This is a genomic window from Clostridium sp. C1, assembly GCF_018223625.1.
Lineage (GTDB): Bacteria > Bacillota_I > Bacilli_A > Erysipelotrichales > Coprobacillaceae > Allocoprobacillus.
Genome location: NZ_CP073631.1, coordinates 2,143,855 through 2,161,901, shown reverse-complemented (window position 1 = coordinate 2,161,901; position 18,047 = coordinate 2,143,855). Strand labels below are relative to the sequence as shown.

General features: G+C 30.5%; 23 protein-coding genes. 21 read left to right on the top strand and 2 right to left on the bottom strand.

The window, feature by feature from the left end; all coding sequences use genetic code 11:
* Positions 1–52: 52 nt before the first annotated feature.
* The 7 genes from KEC48_RS11595 (at position 53) to KEC48_RS11565 (ending at position 5,318) form a co-directional block, all read left to right on the top strand.
* Positions 53–424, top strand: a complete 372-nt coding sequence (locus KEC48_RS11595; protein WP_211962403.1) for a hypothetical protein — start codon at positions 53–55, stop codon at positions 422–424.
* A gap of 109 nt (positions 425–533) precedes the next feature.
* A complete protein-coding gene (locus KEC48_RS11590; RefSeq protein WP_211962401.1) occupies positions 534–1,907 on the top strand; it encodes a leucyl aminopeptidase family protein in 1,374 nt (457 codons plus the stop codon).
* 136 nt (positions 1,908–2,043) lie between these two features.
* On the top strand, positions 2,044–2,664 hold the full coding sequence (locus KEC48_RS11585) for a flavodoxin family protein (protein ID WP_211962393.1): 621 nt from the start codon (positions 2,044–2,046) through the stop codon (positions 2,662–2,664).
* A 127-nt stretch (positions 2,665–2,791) separates the two neighbouring features.
* Complete coding sequence (locus KEC48_RS11580) at positions 2,792–3,166, top strand: GntR family transcriptional regulator (protein ID WP_087357785.1); 375 nt, start codon at positions 2,792–2,794, stop codon at positions 3,164–3,166.
* A gap of 2 nt (positions 3,167–3,168) precedes the next feature.
* Complete coding sequence (locus KEC48_RS11575) at positions 3,169–4,035, top strand: ABC transporter ATP-binding protein (RefSeq protein ID WP_211962391.1); 867 nt, start codon at positions 3,169–3,171, stop codon at positions 4,033–4,035.
* Positions 4,029–4,679: an ABC-2 transporter permease gene (locus KEC48_RS11570; protein WP_087357787.1), complete on the top strand. Its 651-nt coding sequence runs from the start codon at positions 4,029–4,031 to the stop codon at positions 4,677–4,679. Before KEC48_RS11575 ends, KEC48_RS11570 begins: the two co-directional genes overlap by 7 nt.
* An 87-nt stretch (positions 4,680–4,766) precedes the next feature.
* Positions 4,767–5,318: a DUF5714 domain-containing protein gene (locus tag KEC48_RS11565; protein ID WP_211962389.1), complete on the top strand. Its 552-nt coding sequence runs from the start codon at positions 4,767–4,769 to the stop codon at positions 5,316–5,318.
* 24 nt (positions 5,319–5,342) lie between these two features.
* Here the strand turns inward: KEC48_RS11565 and KEC48_RS11560 are convergent, their stop codons facing one another.
* The gene (locus KEC48_RS11560) at positions 5,343–6,260 is read right to left on the bottom strand and encodes an alpha/beta hydrolase (RefSeq protein WP_211962388.1); all 918 of its coding nucleotides are present in this window, start codon (positions 6,258–6,260) and stop codon (positions 5,343–5,345) included.
* Between the two features lie 663 nt (positions 6,261–6,923).
* Between KEC48_RS11560 and KEC48_RS11555 the strand changes: the two genes are divergently transcribed.
* The 6 genes from KEC48_RS11555 to glyA all read left to right on the top strand — a co-directional run bounded on the left by KEC48_RS11555 (position 6,924) and on the right by glyA (position 11,774).
* Positions 6,924–7,475: a TetR/AcrR family transcriptional regulator gene (locus KEC48_RS11555; RefSeq protein ID WP_211962386.1), complete on the top strand. Its 552-nt coding sequence runs from the start codon at positions 6,924–6,926 to the stop codon at positions 7,473–7,475.
* 82 nt (positions 7,476–7,557) lie between these two features.
* Entirely contained in the window at positions 7,558–8,583 is a 1,026-nt protein-coding gene (locus KEC48_RS11550; protein ID WP_087296951.1) for an alcohol dehydrogenase catalytic domain-containing protein, read from the top strand.
* Positions 8,584–9,177: 594 nt separating this feature from the next.
* Positions 9,178–9,384 (top strand): hypothetical protein, encoded by a 207-nt coding sequence (locus tag KEC48_RS11545; protein ID WP_087357790.1) that lies wholly within the window; start codon positions 9,178–9,180, stop codon positions 9,382–9,384.
* 110 nt (positions 9,385–9,494) lie between these two features.
* On the top strand, positions 9,495–10,097 hold the full coding sequence (locus KEC48_RS11540; RefSeq protein WP_087357792.1) for an L-threonylcarbamoyladenylate synthase: 603 nt from the start codon (positions 9,495–9,497) through the stop codon (positions 10,095–10,097).
* Complete coding sequence (gene rpiB, locus KEC48_RS11535) at positions 10,094–10,534, top strand: ribose 5-phosphate isomerase B (RefSeq protein ID WP_087357793.1); 441 nt, start codon at positions 10,094–10,096, stop codon at positions 10,532–10,534. Before KEC48_RS11540 ends, rpiB begins: the two co-directional genes overlap by 4 nt.
* Before the next feature lies 1 nt (position 10,535).
* Positions 10,536–11,774 (top strand): serine hydroxymethyltransferase, encoded by a 1,239-nt coding sequence (glyA, locus tag KEC48_RS11530; protein WP_087357794.1) that lies wholly within the window; start codon positions 10,536–10,538, stop codon positions 11,772–11,774.
* 84 nt (positions 11,775–11,858) lie between these two features.
* Here glyA and KEC48_RS11525 read toward each other — a convergent pair whose 3' ends face one another.
* Positions 11,859–12,269, bottom strand: a complete 411-nt coding sequence (locus KEC48_RS11525) for a hypothetical protein (protein ID WP_087357795.1) — start codon at positions 12,267–12,269, stop codon at positions 11,859–11,861.
* A gap of 286 nt (positions 12,270–12,555) precedes the next feature.
* Between KEC48_RS11525 and upp the strand changes: the two genes are divergently transcribed.
* From upp to atpG, 8 genes are all read left to right on the top strand, one after another.
* A complete protein-coding gene (upp, locus tag KEC48_RS11520) occupies positions 12,556–13,182 on the top strand; it encodes a uracil phosphoribosyltransferase (protein WP_087357796.1) in 627 nt (208 codons plus the stop codon).
* A gap of 74 nt (positions 13,183–13,256) precedes the next feature.
* Positions 13,257–13,622, top strand: coding sequence for an ATP synthase subunit I (locus tag KEC48_RS11515; RefSeq protein ID WP_087357797.1), 366 nt, complete (start codon positions 13,257–13,259; stop codon positions 13,620–13,622).
* A complete protein-coding gene (locus KEC48_RS11510) occupies positions 13,623–14,288 on the top strand; it encodes a F0F1 ATP synthase subunit A (protein ID WP_087357798.1) in 666 nt (221 codons plus the stop codon).
* Between the two features lie 56 nt (positions 14,289–14,344).
* Positions 14,345–14,587, top strand: a complete 243-nt coding sequence (gene atpE / locus KEC48_RS11505) for an ATP synthase F0 subunit C (protein ID WP_087357799.1) — start codon at positions 14,345–14,347, stop codon at positions 14,585–14,587.
* Positions 14,588–14,622: 35 nt separating this feature from the next.
* Positions 14,623–15,126 carry a F0F1 ATP synthase subunit B gene (atpF, locus tag KEC48_RS11500; RefSeq protein ID WP_087357800.1) on the top strand — a complete coding sequence of 168 codons (504 nt, stop codon included), beginning with the start codon at positions 14,623–14,625 and terminating at the stop codon, positions 15,124–15,126.
* Positions 15,126–15,656 (top strand): F0F1 ATP synthase subunit delta, encoded by a 531-nt coding sequence (locus tag KEC48_RS11495; RefSeq protein WP_205089173.1) that lies wholly within the window; start codon positions 15,126–15,128, stop codon positions 15,654–15,656. The genes atpF and KEC48_RS11495 overlap by 1 nt, the downstream gene beginning before the upstream one ends.
* An 8-nt stretch (positions 15,657–15,664) precedes the next feature.
* Positions 15,665–17,188, top strand: a complete 1,524-nt coding sequence (atpA, locus tag KEC48_RS11490) for a F0F1 ATP synthase subunit alpha (protein ID WP_087357802.1) — start codon at positions 15,665–15,667, stop codon at positions 17,186–17,188.
* Between the two features lie 3 nt (positions 17,189–17,191).
* Positions 17,192–18,043 carry an ATP synthase F1 subunit gamma gene (atpG, locus tag KEC48_RS11485; RefSeq protein WP_211962384.1) on the top strand — a complete coding sequence of 284 codons (852 nt, stop codon included), beginning with the start codon at positions 17,192–17,194 and terminating at the stop codon, positions 18,041–18,043.
* The last annotated feature ends 4 nt before the right edge of the window (positions 18,044–18,047 follow it).

Below are 18,047 nucleotides of genomic sequence, written 5' to 3'. Positions count from 1 at the left end.
TAATGTATAAAATAAAAAAGTATTGTTCATAATTCCACTATGAGGTGAAATTATGAACAATCTAAAAAAGCTTATTTTTATTATACTTGTCTGCATGTTATGTGTTAGTGTTGAAGCAAAAAGTCAAAATCCTAAATATAAAATTATTTCAAATAGTTATAAACAAGAAGATATTAATGAAATGTATGAAATAAAAAATGAATTACTTATAGATTATAAAGAATGGGTCAAAGGTGTTGATAATCCAGATCAGGCTTTAGCTGATCATCAAGATGATTATCATGCAACTTTTAAACAAGGTGTCTATACCATTATATTAGGTGATGGATTAGGAAAAAGTTTAACTGGTGATTTAAAAGTTAATTATTGTGAAACTACAAAAGATTTAAAAACCAAATCTTTAATATGGGATTGGTTATTTTGAAAAGAGCCTACAAAAGGCTTTTTTCTTTAAGAAATAAGAGTTGTATGTTAAACAATTGCTATTAAGACAATAAAAGTGTTAAAATAGGTGTCATAAGGAGGTTTAAATTATGCAACAAATCAAACAATTCAACAATAACATTATGATTTATCCTATATATCAAGAACAATCTGTATGCCAGGATATCATTGATACACTAGGATATGATATTACTCAAGATATTGATAAGGACTTTTCTAAAATCACTCAGATTCATACTTTTGGAAAATATCCTTTCTCTTATATTCTCTTTGTAGGTCTGGGAAAACAAAATGAAATCACAACAGACAAGCTAAGAAAGATAGCTACTACTGTATCCAAAGATATCAAGCAACCTGTACAGCTTGTTGTGAATCATCTAGACAATCAATCAACATTGGTAAGAGTCTGGTTAGAATCACATATCTTAGCTCAATATGAAGAAAGAAAGATCGGACATGATGCGAAACCTATCATGGATATGGATGTTCTTGCATCAGTAGATGTTCAAGATGAAATCAATGAAGCTATTATCTATGGCGAAGGTATCAACTATGCCAGAAGACTGGCTGATACACCATCTAATCTAATGACACCAGATGATATGGTCAAGGAATCCATTCAGTTGGCTAAAGATTATGGTATGGAATGTACCATTCTTGATAAGGCACAGCTAGAAGATATGAAAGCAGGAGGAATCCTATCAGTCAATCAGGGAAGTGATATTCCTGCATATATGATTGTTCTTAAGCATAATGGAGATGGTGACAATGCATATAAGGCAGTGATAGGAAAAGGGCTGACATTTGACTCAGGAGGATACAATCTTAAAGGAAATAGCTATGGAATGAAATATGACATGTGTGGAGGAGCAGATGTGCTAGGAGTTATGCAGATACTGGCAAGAAGTCAAGCGAAAACAAATGTGTATGGAATCGTACCAGTCACTGAGAATCTTGTCAGTGGAAAGGCATATAAACCACAAGATGTCATCACAACATTATCTGGAAAAACAGTAGAAATTGTAAGCACTGATGCTGAAGGACGTTTAATCTTATGTGATGCGATGACTTATGCACAACAATTAGGTGCAAAGAAACTTATTGATCTTGCGACTTTGACTGGAGCATGTGTCACAGCATTAGGAGATGCTTATACTGGAGTTTTTGCTAATGACGATGACTATTATCATGAATTTGAAGAAGCTATGAAAGCAGCAGATGAAAAAGGATGGCGATTACCGTTAGATCAGGCATATCTTGACAAATTAAAATCAAATAGTGCAGATCTTAAAAATTCTGCTGGTAAACCCGGTGCTGGAGCAAGTATTGCAGCGAATTTCTTAGAATCATTTATTGAAAAAGATACACAATGGATTCATTTGGATATCGCTGGAACCGCTGATCAAGATGGTACTGGAGCAACCGGGGCTATGATTCGTAGTGTTGTTGAAATGATGAAATAAATAAAGTAGAGAAAGCTTTGATGATTTAACATTGAGGCTTTTTTTGCTATTCGTTTTGATTATAGTGGTATGTGATATTGATATTGTACTTTTTATGTTTGATTATATAAAATAATAATGAGGAGGAGATTTGAAAATGAAAGTATTAATGATTAATGGAAGTCCACATGTAAAAGGTAATACAAGAATAGCTCTGGATGAAATGGTTAAGATATTTGAAAAAGAAGGTATTGATACAGAGATTATTCATGTTGGTCATCAAGATATTAGAGGTTGTATAGCATGTATGACGTGTAAAAAAGGAAAGAATCAATGTGTTTTTGATGATCTTGTCAATCAAGTAGCTCCGAAATTTGAACAATGTGATGGATTCGTTGTAGGAACTCCTGTTTATTATGGTTCTGCTAATTCAACATTGATATCATTTCTAACAAGATTGTTTTATAGTACATCTTTTGATAAAACAATGAAAGTAGGAGCAAGTGTTGTTGTTGCAAGACGTGGTGGTATTTCATCAACTTATGATGAAATCAACAAATTCTTTGCAATATCTGGAATGCCGATTGCTTCTACACAATATTGGAATGCGATTCATGGAAGGGAACAGGGAGAAGTTTTACAAGATGAAGAAGGATTACAAACAATGCGTGTTCTCGCAAGAAATATGTCATTTTTATTAAAGAGTATTTATGATGGAAAAGAAAAATATGGATTACCAGAAAAAGAAAAATTTCATAGAACAAATTTTATTCGATAATCAGACCATTCATTACTGAATGGTTTTTTTGTTATACTGTATATAAACAGTATTGACAGTATGGTGATAATCTTATATACTGTATATGTAAGATATATACAGTATATATAAAATAAGGAGAACATGCATGGAAATTATATTGAGTCAAACAAGTTCTAAGCCTATTTATGAACAGATTGTCTTACAAATCAAAGCGATGATTATGAATGGACAACTCAAACCTCAGACTCCTTTACCTTCTATGCGCAAGTTGGCAAAGGATTTACATGTGAGTATTATTACAACACAAAGGGCTTATGATGAACTTTCTAAAGATGGATTTATTGTTGTTGTTCCTGCAAAAGGTGCCTTTGTATCAACACCTAATCAGGATTCTATACGTGAAGAAAACTTAAAGAAAATCAAAGAACTTTTAAAAGAAGCTTATACTTTAACACAAGAGAGTGGGTTTTCTAAGGATTTCTTATTGAAATTGATTGAAGATATTAACGAGGAGAATTAATTATGGATTTTGCAATAGAAATAGAACATTTAACAAAAGTATTTAAAGATTTTTCATTAAATCATGTGTCATTGAAAATTCCTAAAGGAACAGTTGTAGGAATTATAGGTGAAAACGGAGCAGGAAAATCTACATTGATTCAGTCAATATTAGGTATTGTAGACTCACAATATGATAAATTAACATATTTTGGTAAAGATTTTAAACAGAATGAAAAAAATATTAAAGAAGATTTAGCAGTTATTTTTGATACCACACATTATGATTTGGAATTGACACCACGCTGGATTGAACGTATTTTAAGTCACACGTTTCAAAACTGGAATCATGAACTTTATCAAAGTTATTTACAGAAGTTTGAATTGCCTTATGATAAAAAAATAAAGTTATTTTCAAGAGGAATGAAAATGAAACTTGAATTTGCAATTGCTTTTAGTCATGATGCGAAAATTTTGATACTTGATGAAGCAACAAGTGGTTTAGATCCGATTATTCGAGATGAAATATTAAATCTCATTAGAGCTTTTACAGAAGATGAAAATCATACAGTTTTAATCTCATCACATATTACAAGTGATTTAGATAAAATTGCAGATTATATTGTTTATCTTTATAAAGGAAAATGTATTTTTATGCAAACTTATGATGAAATGAATGAAAATTATGGAATTATTCATGGAACAAAAGATTTATTAAACACATTATCTCAAGATGATATTGTTGCTTATATTCAAGAACCTTATAGTATATCTATTCTTGTTAAAAATCGACAACAGATACAATCTGTTTTTCAAGATTTAGAGATAACGAGGCCAACAATAGAAGAAATCATGTTATTTTATGCAAAAGGAGTGAAAGAGATATGTTAGGGGTTATGATTAAAGATTTTTATGAAACATTTTGTATTAAAAAGAATATTATTGGTATGTGTATTTCTCTATTGTTTTTATTGACAATGACTTTTCTATTAAATAACTTATATTCTTTGTTATTGATTATTAATCTTGCATTACCAATGATAGGTGTATCGACACTACAATATTCTATGGAACAAGATGATATTTCTCAATATAATCAAATACTATTAACCTTTCCAGTAACAAAAAAACAGATTATACAAGCAAAAATGTTGTCTATTCTTCTTTTTACACTCTGCGTTCAAATTTGTATATCTTTACCTATTACATTTATTCACACATATATTTTTCATACTGTTAATTTAGAAAATGGCTTTTTTATATGGGCAATTGGTTTTGTTTCAGCTTTTATTATGAATGCTTTATCAAGTATTGGTTTCTTTTGGTTAGGAAATAAAAAAGGAACAATTGTTTATATGATTCTGACAATTATATTTGCGTTTGGGTATATTTGTATTCATATATTATTTGGTATTGATGTACTTTTGAATTTAAAGTTAAATCAAATTTTAATGATAGGATGTATACTTGCTGTTATATTGAATATTGTCAGTTATTATACTTGTTATATACTTTATAAAAGAAAATATGCATAAGGTGGAATGAAATATCATTTCATCTTTTTATTTAAAGTTTGATTATAAGTATATATTTTTATACAATGAAGTAAAGGAGATGAAATTATGGATGAACAAATGAAGATGATCAAAGAAATATGTTTGAATGAAAAGAGTATCAATCCCATTGAAATAGTAAAGTCATTAATGAAAATAAAAGATATTCCTATTCATGGACCTATACATCATATTATTGATGGATATGCCTTTTTAACAGCTATGCATAATGCTGGTGTTGAATTTGATTTTAAAGAGGCATTAGATGAGATGGAAAAAAGAGGAAAGAAAATGCCAGGAGCAACATGTGGCCAATGGGGAATTTGTGGCTCTGGTTCTTCTGTAGGAGCGGCTTTAGCGATTATTCATCAAACAACTCCATTATCAGATAATGAATATTATAAGGATAACTTAAGATTGACTTCTTTAGCACTTGGTAATATAGCCGAAATTGGAGGACCAAGATGTTGCAAAAGAAATGCTTTTCTTTCATTAAAAACAGCTATTCAGTTTGTCAAAGAACATTATGATATTGTCTTAGAAGATACAGATGAAAAATGTGAGTTTTCTTATTTGAATCAACAATGTATCAAAGAAAGATGTCCATTTTATCAAAGATAATAAAAATGACTGGTTTTCAGTCATTTATTCTTTAATATATTTATTCATGAATTCTATAATTGTACTTTCACATAGTTTTGGATCAACAAGATAACTTTGAGCATGACCTGCACCTTCAACGATTAATAAATCTTTATCAGCACTACATGCATTATAAAGATCATAAACCATATAAGTTGGCACAAAATTATCACGATCACCATGTATAAATAAAGTTGGTGTTTTAGATTTTTTTACTTGTTCAATTGTTGAAGCTTCTTTAAAGCTATATCCTACACGTTTTTTACTTAATAGAGTTGCTGTTGGTAAAATAAGTGGCGCAGGGATATGTCTTTGATTTAATTCATGTTTGAATTCATCAAGAACACTTGTAAAACCACAATCTGAAATAATACATTTGACATCATCAGGTAGTTTTTCACCACTTGCCATTAAAACAGTAGCACTTCCCATTGATATACCATGTAAAACAATCTGTAAATCTTTATGAAAATATTCTTTCACTTGATCAATCCATTGAATACAATCTAATCTATCTAACCACCCAAATCCAATATATGTTCCTTCACTTTCACCATGGGCACGATTATCGGGTAATAAAATATGGAATCCTAAATCATGATAAAATTTAATATAATAAGCATATTCTTTCAAATTATATGAACGATAACCATGCACTGCAATCAATACCTTATTAGTATCCCTATCTGCTTTTAAAAATTTAGCTTTCAGTTTTAATCCATCATGTGAAGTCATTTCCCATGTTTCAAAATGTTGTTGTTTTAGCCAAGGAATATATTTTTCAATACGAGGATCTACTTTAGGTTTTTGTTTATTTAAAGGTGTATCTTTACGACATGCGAAATCAATTGCAGTGACTCCAACAAAACCAATAATAGCTCCAGATATTAAAGCACCATAAGCAAGAGTTTTCTTTTTCAATATCATCATTCCTTTCTTAATGATAATATCATAACATAAATTTATAGGAAAATAATACCCTTTTTCAACTATAATTAATATAGGTAGTGAAAATATAATGTATCAAAAAGATGGATATATTTTAAGAATATCAAAAAATGAAGATACTGATGAATCTTATAAAGATGATTGAAATTTACATTTTAGTATAAAGTAAGAATATATAAACAATGAATAAAAATGCTTTTTATATTTATGGAATTTGAGAATAGTGTTAAAATAGTAGTTATATAGAAAGATAAATATATAAATACTATGTATAATTAGCGACAATACAATAGGTATTTCTAACTATCTTTTCATTTGATTTCTATTTTTTATCAATTTATATTATTCTTCTCTTTAAAAAATAATATAATCATATAATGAAATTGAATTTTTAAAAAGAGAAGCTTCATGATTGATGAGATAGAAAAACAATTAATCAATGATGTTTTATGAATTGCTGTTGACTTAACTAAAAAAACATCTTAAAACTTTAGATAGTTTTGTCTTAAGGAATATAGTATTAGTAAGATGAGATGAAAAAGTTCTTTAACTGGAATTTATCCAAAATATTCTTTTAAAATAATTTATATGATGAAAATAGAAAAATAGTAATAATGAAATACAGGATGATTATATATGACAACAAAAGAAAAAATTAAAGATGCTTTTATTGCATTGGCCATTGAAAAACAAACAGTTAAAATCTCTGTCAAAGATATTGTAAAAAGAGCCAAAATATCAAGACGTTCTTTCTATAATTATTATGCAGATCGACAATCTATAACAGAAGATATATATATTGAGACTATAGAAAGTACAATTAAAGAATGTTTTGATAAAAAAATGACTACAGAAATGTTTATTACAGAGATTTATAAAGCTTTTTTTAAAAACAAAAACTTTTTCATCGTTGCTATAAAAGATGATGAACAAAATTCTTTATTTGATACAATTATTGAAAGAAATCAAATAGTATTTTCTTATTTATATAAAGATATTATTCAAGATCAAATCAAATTAGATTATTTATCATATAAATATGCTTCTACTCAAGTGATGCTTCTCAAGAAATGGTTGAATAATGGGATGGTAGAATCACCTGAATTTATGACTGAAGTCTATCTTGATTCACATAAAAATTACGAAAATATGCATGAGTCTATCATTAATAAAAAAACAAACTGGTAGTCTTGATATTACACATTTTATAGAAAATGTAAATTGAACACTTAATCTATTTTGTTAAAATATTTTTAAGGAGGATGTTTTTATGACAAAAATGATGAAATGTGCAATTTATAATTCTGTTCAAAATGTGACTGTTGAAGAGAGACCTATTCCAGAAGTCAAAGAAAATGATGTTCTTGTGAAAGTGTTAAGAGCTGGAATCTGTGGTTCTGATGTTGGTATCTATTATCATGGTGGTGAAAACTATGGTGTATTTCCCGGATCACAATTTGGGCATGAGTTTGTAGGTATTGTTGTCGAAAAAGGAAAAAATGTATCTGATGATATTAAATTAGAAGAAAAAGTATTTGTTGATCCTGTCATGAGTCAACCGTATGGAGTTGCTGGTTCAACTATGGCAGGGGCATTTTCTGAATATGCTTTGGTACAAAATGCAAAAATTGGTGTGAATCTATACCCACTTGATGATGATGTCGATTTAGATCAAGCGGTTATTATTGAACCAATGTCTGTTGGAGCCCAAGGAGCATTAGCATTTAATCCTAAACTTGACGACAAGATTGTTGTGCTAGGTGCAGGTCCTATTGGATTAGGGGCTACTGCGGGATTGCTTGGAAGAGGTATAAAAAATGTTGTTGTCGTAGATAGAAATGAATTGAGATTATCCAAAGCAGCATTATTAGGAGTAAAAACAATTAATACCTCTACTGAAAATTTGAAGGATAAATTAATAGAGATTTTTGGTACTTATCCAAGTTATGATCCAATTCCTGATGTGGATATGTATGTAGACGCAGCAGGAGCTCCACCATTATTATCAGAAGTATTTAATTATGCGAGAAATCATACAAAATATGCAATAATCTCAGTATTCCAAAAGGTTGAATTAGAAGGAAGACCTTTTATTGCAGCCCAACCAATTATTTATGGTTCTCAAGGTTATACGCATGAGACAATTGTTGAAGTTATTGATCATATATTAAATAAAAAAACGCCAATTGCTTCTATTATGGTGACACATAAATTTAAACATGAAGATATCAGTAAAGCATTAGAATTTGCGGCTTCAGGACAAGGAATTAAAGTTATTATTGATTACGAACTATAAAATAATCTTATACAAATAAATAATAATTTTGACCCATGTGAAAATATCATATGGGTTTTCTTTTACAAATTCATATATAGAATATCATATTGAAAATGAAGAAAATATTTCAAATAAAAAAGCATGCTCATAATTCCTCATTTACAAAGAGTCATTGTACAATAAAAAATGAATATTGAATAAACTGAAAAGAGCAAGACTTTATAAAAAATATGGGGTTTATAAATTATAAAATTTATTGAGAGCCCATCATCTTATAAGCGTGATGAAGTTATTCGCTTTGTAGAAGCAAAAGATCATTATGATTTTATTTTCTTTGATTAAAGGGAGCATATTATTGAAAAAGTGTTATTTTAAAATGACATCATGTTTCTTTAGATGTCTTTGTCTTCAACCAAAGAGCTATTCATACTTATGAAAAAGTAGGCTTTAAACATGAGGGTGTATTAAGAGATGCTATTAAAGTTGGCAATCAGTATGTAGATGATATTTTGATGTCAATGCTAGAAGAGGAATGGAAAGTTATCAAATCACAGATTTAGTCATAATGTTTCCATATCTTTTTGTTATGATATATAAGAGGAGAAGATTTTTATGAAGAAATTAATAGAAATTTTTGGATTGGGAGTCTTAATGATTTTAGGTGGTTCTATGGCTGATTACTATCTTTCCACATTTTCACTGATGTTGGTTTATAGTGGTATTGCAGTTATGATTTGGGGTGAAGTCTTATTTATTTGGAGAATCATTCAAAAGTGTATTCATTGGTTTAAAAAATCTATTGATAGTCAAACAGAATAATAGTGAGGCGATAGAAAAATAAAGAATCTATCGCCTATTTTTTAATTTTCAGGTGATATTAGTATAATTTTAGCAGCATTTGTGTTAGAATATCAGCTAAGGTGATGAAGATGACAAAAGTTGTATTAGAAAATCAAATGAATGAGATTTGTGATGTGATTCAAAAGGGTGGTATTGTTGCTTTTCCAACAGAAACAGTTTATGGTGTAGGCATTCGTTTTGAAGATGAAAAAGCATTAGATCATTTAATGGAAGCAAAGAATAGAGATTATTCAAAAGCCATTACATTGATGGTTGCAAATAAAGCAGATATTTCTCAATATGCCTATGTGAGTGAAAAAGCACAAAAATTAATAGAGCATTTTATGCCGGGAATGATAACACTCATCTTTCAGAAAAAAGAAACTGTGAGTGAAGCCATGACAAATGGGAAGCCAACTATTGGTATCAGAATACCAGATAGTTCATTTGTTTTGTCATTATTAGAAAAAGTAGGCCCGATGCTGGTAACAAGTGCAAATTTGTCAAATCATCCCAATACAACATCAACAGCAGAAGTTTTAGAGCAGTTAGATGGGCGAATTGATTTGGTTGTTGATGGAAAGACATCCGATAACATTGCCAGTACAGTTGTTGATGTGAGTCAGGATGAAATCAAAATATTAAGAGCAGGAAAAATAACAAAAGAGGATATAGAGGAGGTAATCAAATGAAAATAGCAGTTGCATGTGATCATGGTGGTTTTCGTTTAAAAAATGTTTTAATGGAAGATTTGAAAAAACAAGGATATGAAGTTGTAGACTTTGGAACGTATAATGAGGAAAGCTGTGATTATCCAGATTATGCTGCAAAGGCTGCCAGAGCTGTCGCAAATGGAGAATGTGAAAAAGGTGTTGTTGTTTGTGGAACAGGAATAGGTGTTTCAATTACTTGTAATAAAGTCAAAGGTATTCGTTGTGCATTGGTTCATGACGTATTTAGTGCCAAAGCGACAAGAGCTCACAATGATACAAATATGATAGCAATGGGTCAAAGAGTTATTGGTGAAGGTTTAGCGTTAGAAATATTAAATGCATGGTTACATACTGATTATGAAGGTGGTAGACATGATCAAAGAATTGCCAAGATGATGGCTTTGGAGAGTGAATAAAATGAGAGATAATGAAGTCTTTAAGAGCGTTGAAAAAGAATTAAACAGACAAAGAAATAATATTGAGTTAATTGCTTCAGAAAACTTTGTATCTGAGGAAATCTTAGAATTAGCTGGTAGTGTTTTAACAAATAAATATGCTGAAGGATATCCGGGTAAAAGATACTATGGTGGTTGTCAGTTTGTTGATGAAGTAGAAACCTTAGCAATCAATCGTTTAAAAGAATTATTTGGTTGTGAATATGCTAATGTTCAGCCTCATAGTGGAGCACAAGCCAATACAGCCGTTTACTTAGCTTTATTAGATCATGGAGATAAGGTATTAGGAATGTCATTAGCTGATGGAGGACATTTAACCCATGGACATCCATTAAATTATTCGGGAATCAATTATGAATTTTATAGTTATGGTGTTTCTCGTGATACAGAAACAATTGATTATGAAGATTATAAACATAAGGTAGAAACAATTCGACCTAAATTGGTTGTTGCAGGAGCAAGTGCTTATTCAAGAATCATTGATTTTAAATATATGGCTCAAATTGCTCATGATAATGGGGCTTTATTTATGGTAGATATGGCACATATTGCTGGACTTGTAGCTGCTGGTTTACATCCATCACCTTTCCCATATGCTGATGTTGTTACCACAACAACACATAAAACTTTAAGAGGACCACGTGGTGGTGTCATTATGTGTAAAGAAGAATTAGGGAAAGATATTGATCGAGCTGTTTTTCCGGGTATGCAAGGTGGTCCATTGATGCATATTATTGCTGCAAAAGCGGCATGTTTCTATGAAGCTTTACAACCAGAGTTTAAAGATTATGCGAAACAGATTATTAAAAACGCTAAAGCATTAGAACAATCTTTAAAAGAAGAAGGATTTAGATTGGTTGCTGATGGAACAGATAATCATTTGATTTTAATTGATGTTAAAGCAAGTTGTGGAATCAGTGGTAAAAAAGCAGAAAGATTACTTGATGAAATCAATATTACAGCTAATAAAAATGCGATTCCATTTGATACTGAAAAACCTTTTAAAGCCAGTGGTATTCGAGTAGGAACACCAGCAATGACAACGAAAGGTTTTAATGAAGATGATTTTAGAGAAGTTGGTAAAATCATTGCTTATCGTTTAAAAAATGATGAAACAGATGAAGTTAAAGAAGCATGTTTAAAAAGAGTGAAAGCATTAACAGATAAAGTGAGAATGTATCAAGGGAAATCTTATCTTTAATAAGTATGAGGATTAATTTCAAGAATGAAGTTAATCCTTTTTGGTATATGAAAATACTGTTGATGAATCATCAACAGTATCAAATCATTTCTTTTCTATTATGGAATGAGTACATAATTTCATCCCAATGATTTTACAAACAATATTGATACAACAAATGAATAAAGATAAATAAAATCCAAGAGATGTCATATCAAAAGAAAATGCGAGGCTTATATATCCGGTTATAGTTAAATAGTGCCAAGTTAAGAATTGATATATTTCTAATAAGAAAACACAGATAGACGCTATTAGAGATGTAACATGAATCTTTTTTGATGTAGAAAATAGCGAAAACCATGTCCCAATATAAAAGAAAATAAGCCAACCCATAAATACATCAAAATCTACGCCTCTTAAAACAACCATATCTCCATCACCAAACCAAGTTAGAAAAAATGATGCGAATAATAAAATTTCAACAATTATAAATAATATTTTTAAGCGTATTTTCATAATGACCTCTTTCTATATAGTTACATTTTATATATGATGCTTTACATATATAAAATGAGATTAACCCCATAATTTCACGGCTTTTATTCCAATATTTTCATCACTTCCTCTCTTTTTATATAACCATATACTCCCTATAAACACATGTTATCAATTGATTATACCAGTGTCAAATAAATTTATAGAAAATACTCTCTTTTTGAGTTTGTTGTTATTATGGTAGGCTTTGTATTTATAATTTGATATAATAAAAAGTAGTAGAAATAAAAGAAAGAAGGTTTGATTCATGGCAACAACAATTTTAAATCACCCACTTATTGACCATAAGCTCACAATTATGAGAAATAAAGAAACGGGGACAAAGGAATTTAGACAAAATTTAGATGAAATTGCAATGTTAATGGCATATGAAGTGACAAAATCATTACCATTACAAAATATTGAAATTGTGACACCTATATGCCCTATGACAGGAAAACAATTAATAAGACCAGTTGTTTTAGTACCTATTTTAAGAGCTGGACTTGGTTTGGTTGATGGTTTTAAAACAATTATTCCAACTGCCAAAGTAGGACATATTGGTATGTCAAGAAATGAGGAAACTCTACAACCAGAAGAATATTATGCGAAATTTCCATCATGTTTAAAAGAAGCAGATGTGCTTGTTCTTGATCCAATGTTAGCCACAGGTGGTAGTGCTTGCGCCGCTATTACAAATATCAAAAAGCGTGGAGCGAAGAATATTAAGTTTGCTTGTTTAGTGGCAGCACCAGAAGGTATTGAAGTGATGGAACAAAAGCATCCTGATGTGGATTTGATTGTTGCAGCATTGGATGAAAAATTGAATGAAAAAGGATATATTGTTCCCGGTCTTGGTGATGCAGGGGATCGTTTATTTGGTACAGATCAATAAAGGAATATCAAATAAATTGTCAATGATTTTGAAACATGGTATAATAAAGATGATATTTCAAAGGAGTGAGCAATGTGAATGAAAAAGATGTTCAAAGAGAATCAAAAAAAATCTTTTTAATCATGTTGCTCATTTTTTGTTTTGTAGGTTTTCTATTCAAAAGTCTTTCTTATCCTATTGGTGTCATTGTAGGATATATGATATGTTATATCAATTTTATTTTAACTATTCAATCCAGTGATATAATTTTAAAGGAAGGACATCATATTTTACTTATTATTTTGATGTTTTTGTCAAAATTAATTTTAATGACGTTGGGATTTTTAAGTGCTATTCTTTTTAAAGATTATATTCATCTTTTGAGTGTATTCTTTGGTTATTTAATTACCCCAATTACGATACAATGGTTAAATTTAAAAACAAGAAAGGAGTTGAAATAGATGCATATTGTTATACAGGTAGAGTTGATATTTTCTTTGATTATCATGGCTATATTAGCAATCTTTTTTATTTATGCTGGTAGAAAAGTTGCTTTGGCGGATGCGACCAAAAGACCTAAGGGATTGGTATTGGTTGTAGAAACAGGTGTAGAAATGATTTATAACTATTTTAAATCTATTATGCCTAGTCATTTTGAAAAGAATTATTATCCTTATTTTGCAATGTTATTTTGTTATTTGATTGTTGCGAATATTAGTGGATTGATTGGTTTTGATGCACCAACATCCAATTATTCGATTACACTTGCAATGACAATCATTACATTTGTTTTGATACAGTTTAATGCTATTAGAAAAAAAGGGGTCAAATCATATATTGTCGGTAATATATGGCCACCAACGAATATTTTTGGAACGATAGCTCCTTTAATTTCGTTATCTTTCCGTATCTTTGGTAATATTTTAAGTGGGAGTATTTTAATGTCACTGCTCTATCAGTTTACTGCTTGGTTATCTGGTTTGATTTTACCAACAACGGTCAACTTTTTAGGGCCAGTGATTGCTCCGGTATTTCATGTTTATTTTGATTTATTTGCTGGTGTTATTCAGACATTAGTATTTGTAACCATTTCATCTATATTAATTATGATGGAAAATGAGGATTGATCTTAACTATAGAAATAGTTTTGATAGATAAAAAATATAATGGAGGTAAAAAACATATGACAGATTTTGGTTTAGTTGCGATTGCTGCAGGGATTGCAGTATGTGCAGGTTTAGGGACAGGTATTGGTGAAGGTATTGCAGCAAGTAAAGCTGTTGAAGCTGTAGGGAGAAATCCTGAAGCTGAAGGTAAAATCAGAACAATGATGATTTTAGGTATTGCCTTAACAGAAACTGTTGCGATTTATGGATTGTTAATAGCAATTATTTTAATCTTCGTATTCCCATCTTTATATTTATAAAAAGGAAAAGCTTTTTATAAGAAGGGAGGCATACAATGAGTATTGATGTGGCAGGAAAGTTGTTTCCTAATCTTGCGACGATTGTGATTCAATTAATATCAACAGGTGTCTTATTGATTATTTTTAAGAAGTTCTTTTGGATTCCAGTACAAAAATATTTTCAAAAACGTGCTGATTTTATAGAATCACAGATTGAAGATGCGAGAACATCTCAAGAAAAAGCGAAGCAATTAATGCTTGAAAGTGAAGAACAGGCACGTCAATCAGCTAAGGAGTATCATGATATTATAGAAAAAGCGAAAGATGATGCTTTGAGAGTACGTGATGATTTACTAACAAAAGCAAAAGAAGAAGCTGCTCGCAAAATAGAACAGGCACAAAAAGAAATAGAAGCTGAAAAACAACAGGCAAGAGAAGAAATGAAAAAAGAAATGGTGGATATTGCAATTGAGGCAGCAACAAAAGTGATGAGTAAAGAAATGAATTCTCAGGAAAATCAACAGATGGTTGAAGAATTTGTTGATCAGGTTGTTCATTAATGGATACAGTTGCTTTACGATATGCTGAAGCTTTATTTGCTTTAGCTAAAGAAGAAAATGCCATCAAGCAATATCAAAAAGATATGGAAGCAGTTGAAGCTGTTTTTCATGATAAAAGTATTCTTCAGTTTTTTAGTCATGTTGCGATTCAAGATGAGGATAAATATCAAGTCTTGAAACAAAGCTTTCATGGAAAGATACAAACATATGTTTATCAGTTTTTATTATTATTAATTAAAAAAAGAAGAATTCAATGTGTTCTTTTGATTTGTCAACAATTTCAGCAGTTGTGTTATGATGCCTTGGGTATTCAAGTAGGAAAAGTATGGAGTGCTTATGAATTGACAGAAGATCAGATTAAAAAGATTCAAGATGCTTTGTCTACTCAATTGAATAAGCAGGTATTGTTAAAACAGCAAGTAGATACACAATTAATAGGTGGAATTAAAGTTGAAATTGATAATCATGTTTATGATAATTCTCTTTCTTATAAGATGGGATTATTGAAACAGGAATTATTAAGAAAGTAGGTGAGAATGTGGATTTAAGACCAGATGAGATTAGTGCATTAATTAAAGAACAAATTAAACATTTTGCTGATCAGCTGGAATCTAAAGATATTGGAACAGTTATGACAGTAGGTGATGGTGTCACTTTAATTCATGGTTTAGATGATGCAATGCTTGGAGAATTGTTGTTATTTCCGGGTCAAGTGTATGGAATGGTCATGAATTTAGAGGAAGATGCTGTTGGAGCTGTGTTACTTGGTGATGAAGGAACAATCAAAGAAGGAGATGAAGTGAAGCGTACAGGAAGAATTATTGAAGTTCCTGTAGGTGATGGACTTTTAGGTAGAGTTGTTAATCCTTTGGGACAACCAATTGATGGACAGGGAGAAATTGTTTATCAGCATACACGTCCTATTGAAAAGATTGCACCGGGTGTTATGACAAGAAAATCTGTTGATCAGCCACTTCAAACAGGAATTACATGTATTGATGCGATTATTCCAATTGGTAGAGGACAGCGTGAGTTGATTATTGGAGATCGTCAGACTGGGAAAACAGCGATTGCGATTGATACTATTTTAAATCAAAAAGGACAAAATATATATTGTATTTATGTTGCGATTGGTCAGAAAAATTCAACAGTTGCCCAAATTGTAGAAAAATTAAGACAAGGTGGAGCAATGGAATATACAACAGTTGTATCTGCTGGAGCCAGTGAATTAGCACCTGTTCAATATATTGCACCTTATGCGGGCTGTGCAATGGCAGAAGAATGGTTAGAAGAAGGTAAAGATGTCTTGATTGTTTATGATGATTTATCTAAACATGCGGTTGCTTATCGTACTGTATCTTTATTATTAAAAAGACCACCGGGGCGTGAAGCTTATCCGGGAGATGTTTTCTACTTGCATTCACGTTTATTAGAAAGAGCTTGTCGTTTAAATGAAGAACATGGTGGAGGCTCTATTACTGCTTTACCAATTATTGAAACACAGGCAGGAGATATCTCTGCTTATATTCCAACAAATGTGATTTCAATTACAGATGGGCAGATTTTCTTGCAGCAGGATTTATTTAATTCAGGAATCAGACCGGCTATTGATACGGGATTATCTGTCAGTCGTGTTGGTTCATCAGCTCAAATCAAAGCTATGAAACAAGTATCAAGTTCTTTAAAATTAGAACTTGCACAATATACTGAAATGCAGGCATTTGCGCAATTTGGTAGTGATTTGGATGCTGCAACAAAAGCAACACTCGAACATGGTCAAAGAGTTCGTGAAGTTTTAAAACAGGCACAATACTCTCCTAGAAGTGTTGCTAAACAAGTGGTAACATTGTTTGCTTTAAAATATGGATATACAAAACAAATTGCAGTAACAAAAGTCAATATGTTTATGGATGAATTATATCAGTTTATACAAAATCAACATCCAGAAATTATTGATCAAATACAACAAGAAAAATCTATTGATGATGAATTAACATTAAAGATGAAAGAAGTAATGAAAGCTTTTGTAGAAAACTTTTTAAAAGTGAATAAGGATGGTTAGTCTATGGCTAATGATATGCAGTCTATTAAAAGACGTATAAAATCAGTAGAATCAACAAAGAAAATTACAAAAGCTATGCAATTAGTTGCAACTTCTAAATTAAGAAAAGCAAGAAAACAGATGGATGAGTTAAGACCTTACTATAGTAAAACACAGGAAGTTGTTAGTGAGATTCTTACAAGTAATCAAGGGATGGTTGAAAGTCCTTATTTACAGGAAAATAGACAAGGAAAAACAGTTTATATTGTTGTGACTTCCAGTTTAGGTTTATGTGGTGGTTATAATGCGAATGTCTTTAAAGCAATGAGTGAATATATTCAAGTTGAAGATGAAATATATATGATAGGAAGTAAAGGAGCAAGTTATTTAAAACATCATCAGATTCCTTATCATGATCAATATCTTCATTTAAATACAACATTAGATTTTAAAGATGTGATAAGACTTGTTCAAGAATTAACAAAGCGTTATCAAAATCATGAGATTGGAAGTATTCAAATGATTTATACAAAGTTTATTAACAATTTGACATTCCAGCCTTATGTGATGAAACTATTACCTGTAGATACAAAAAACTTTGAAAAGAAATCATTAACACATAAAGCAACTTTATTTGAACCAGATCCACAAACTGTTTTAAATGATTTAATACCAATGTATTTACAATCAGTGATCTATGGATATTTAGTAGAGTCTATAACAAGTGAAAATGCTTCAAGAAGAACATCTATGGAAAATGCAACAGATAATGCAGAAGATTTAATAGAAGAATTATTATTGAAATATAATCAAGCTAGACAAAGTGCTATTACTAATGAAATTAGTGAAATAGTCGCTGGTGCTAATGCTCAATAAGGAG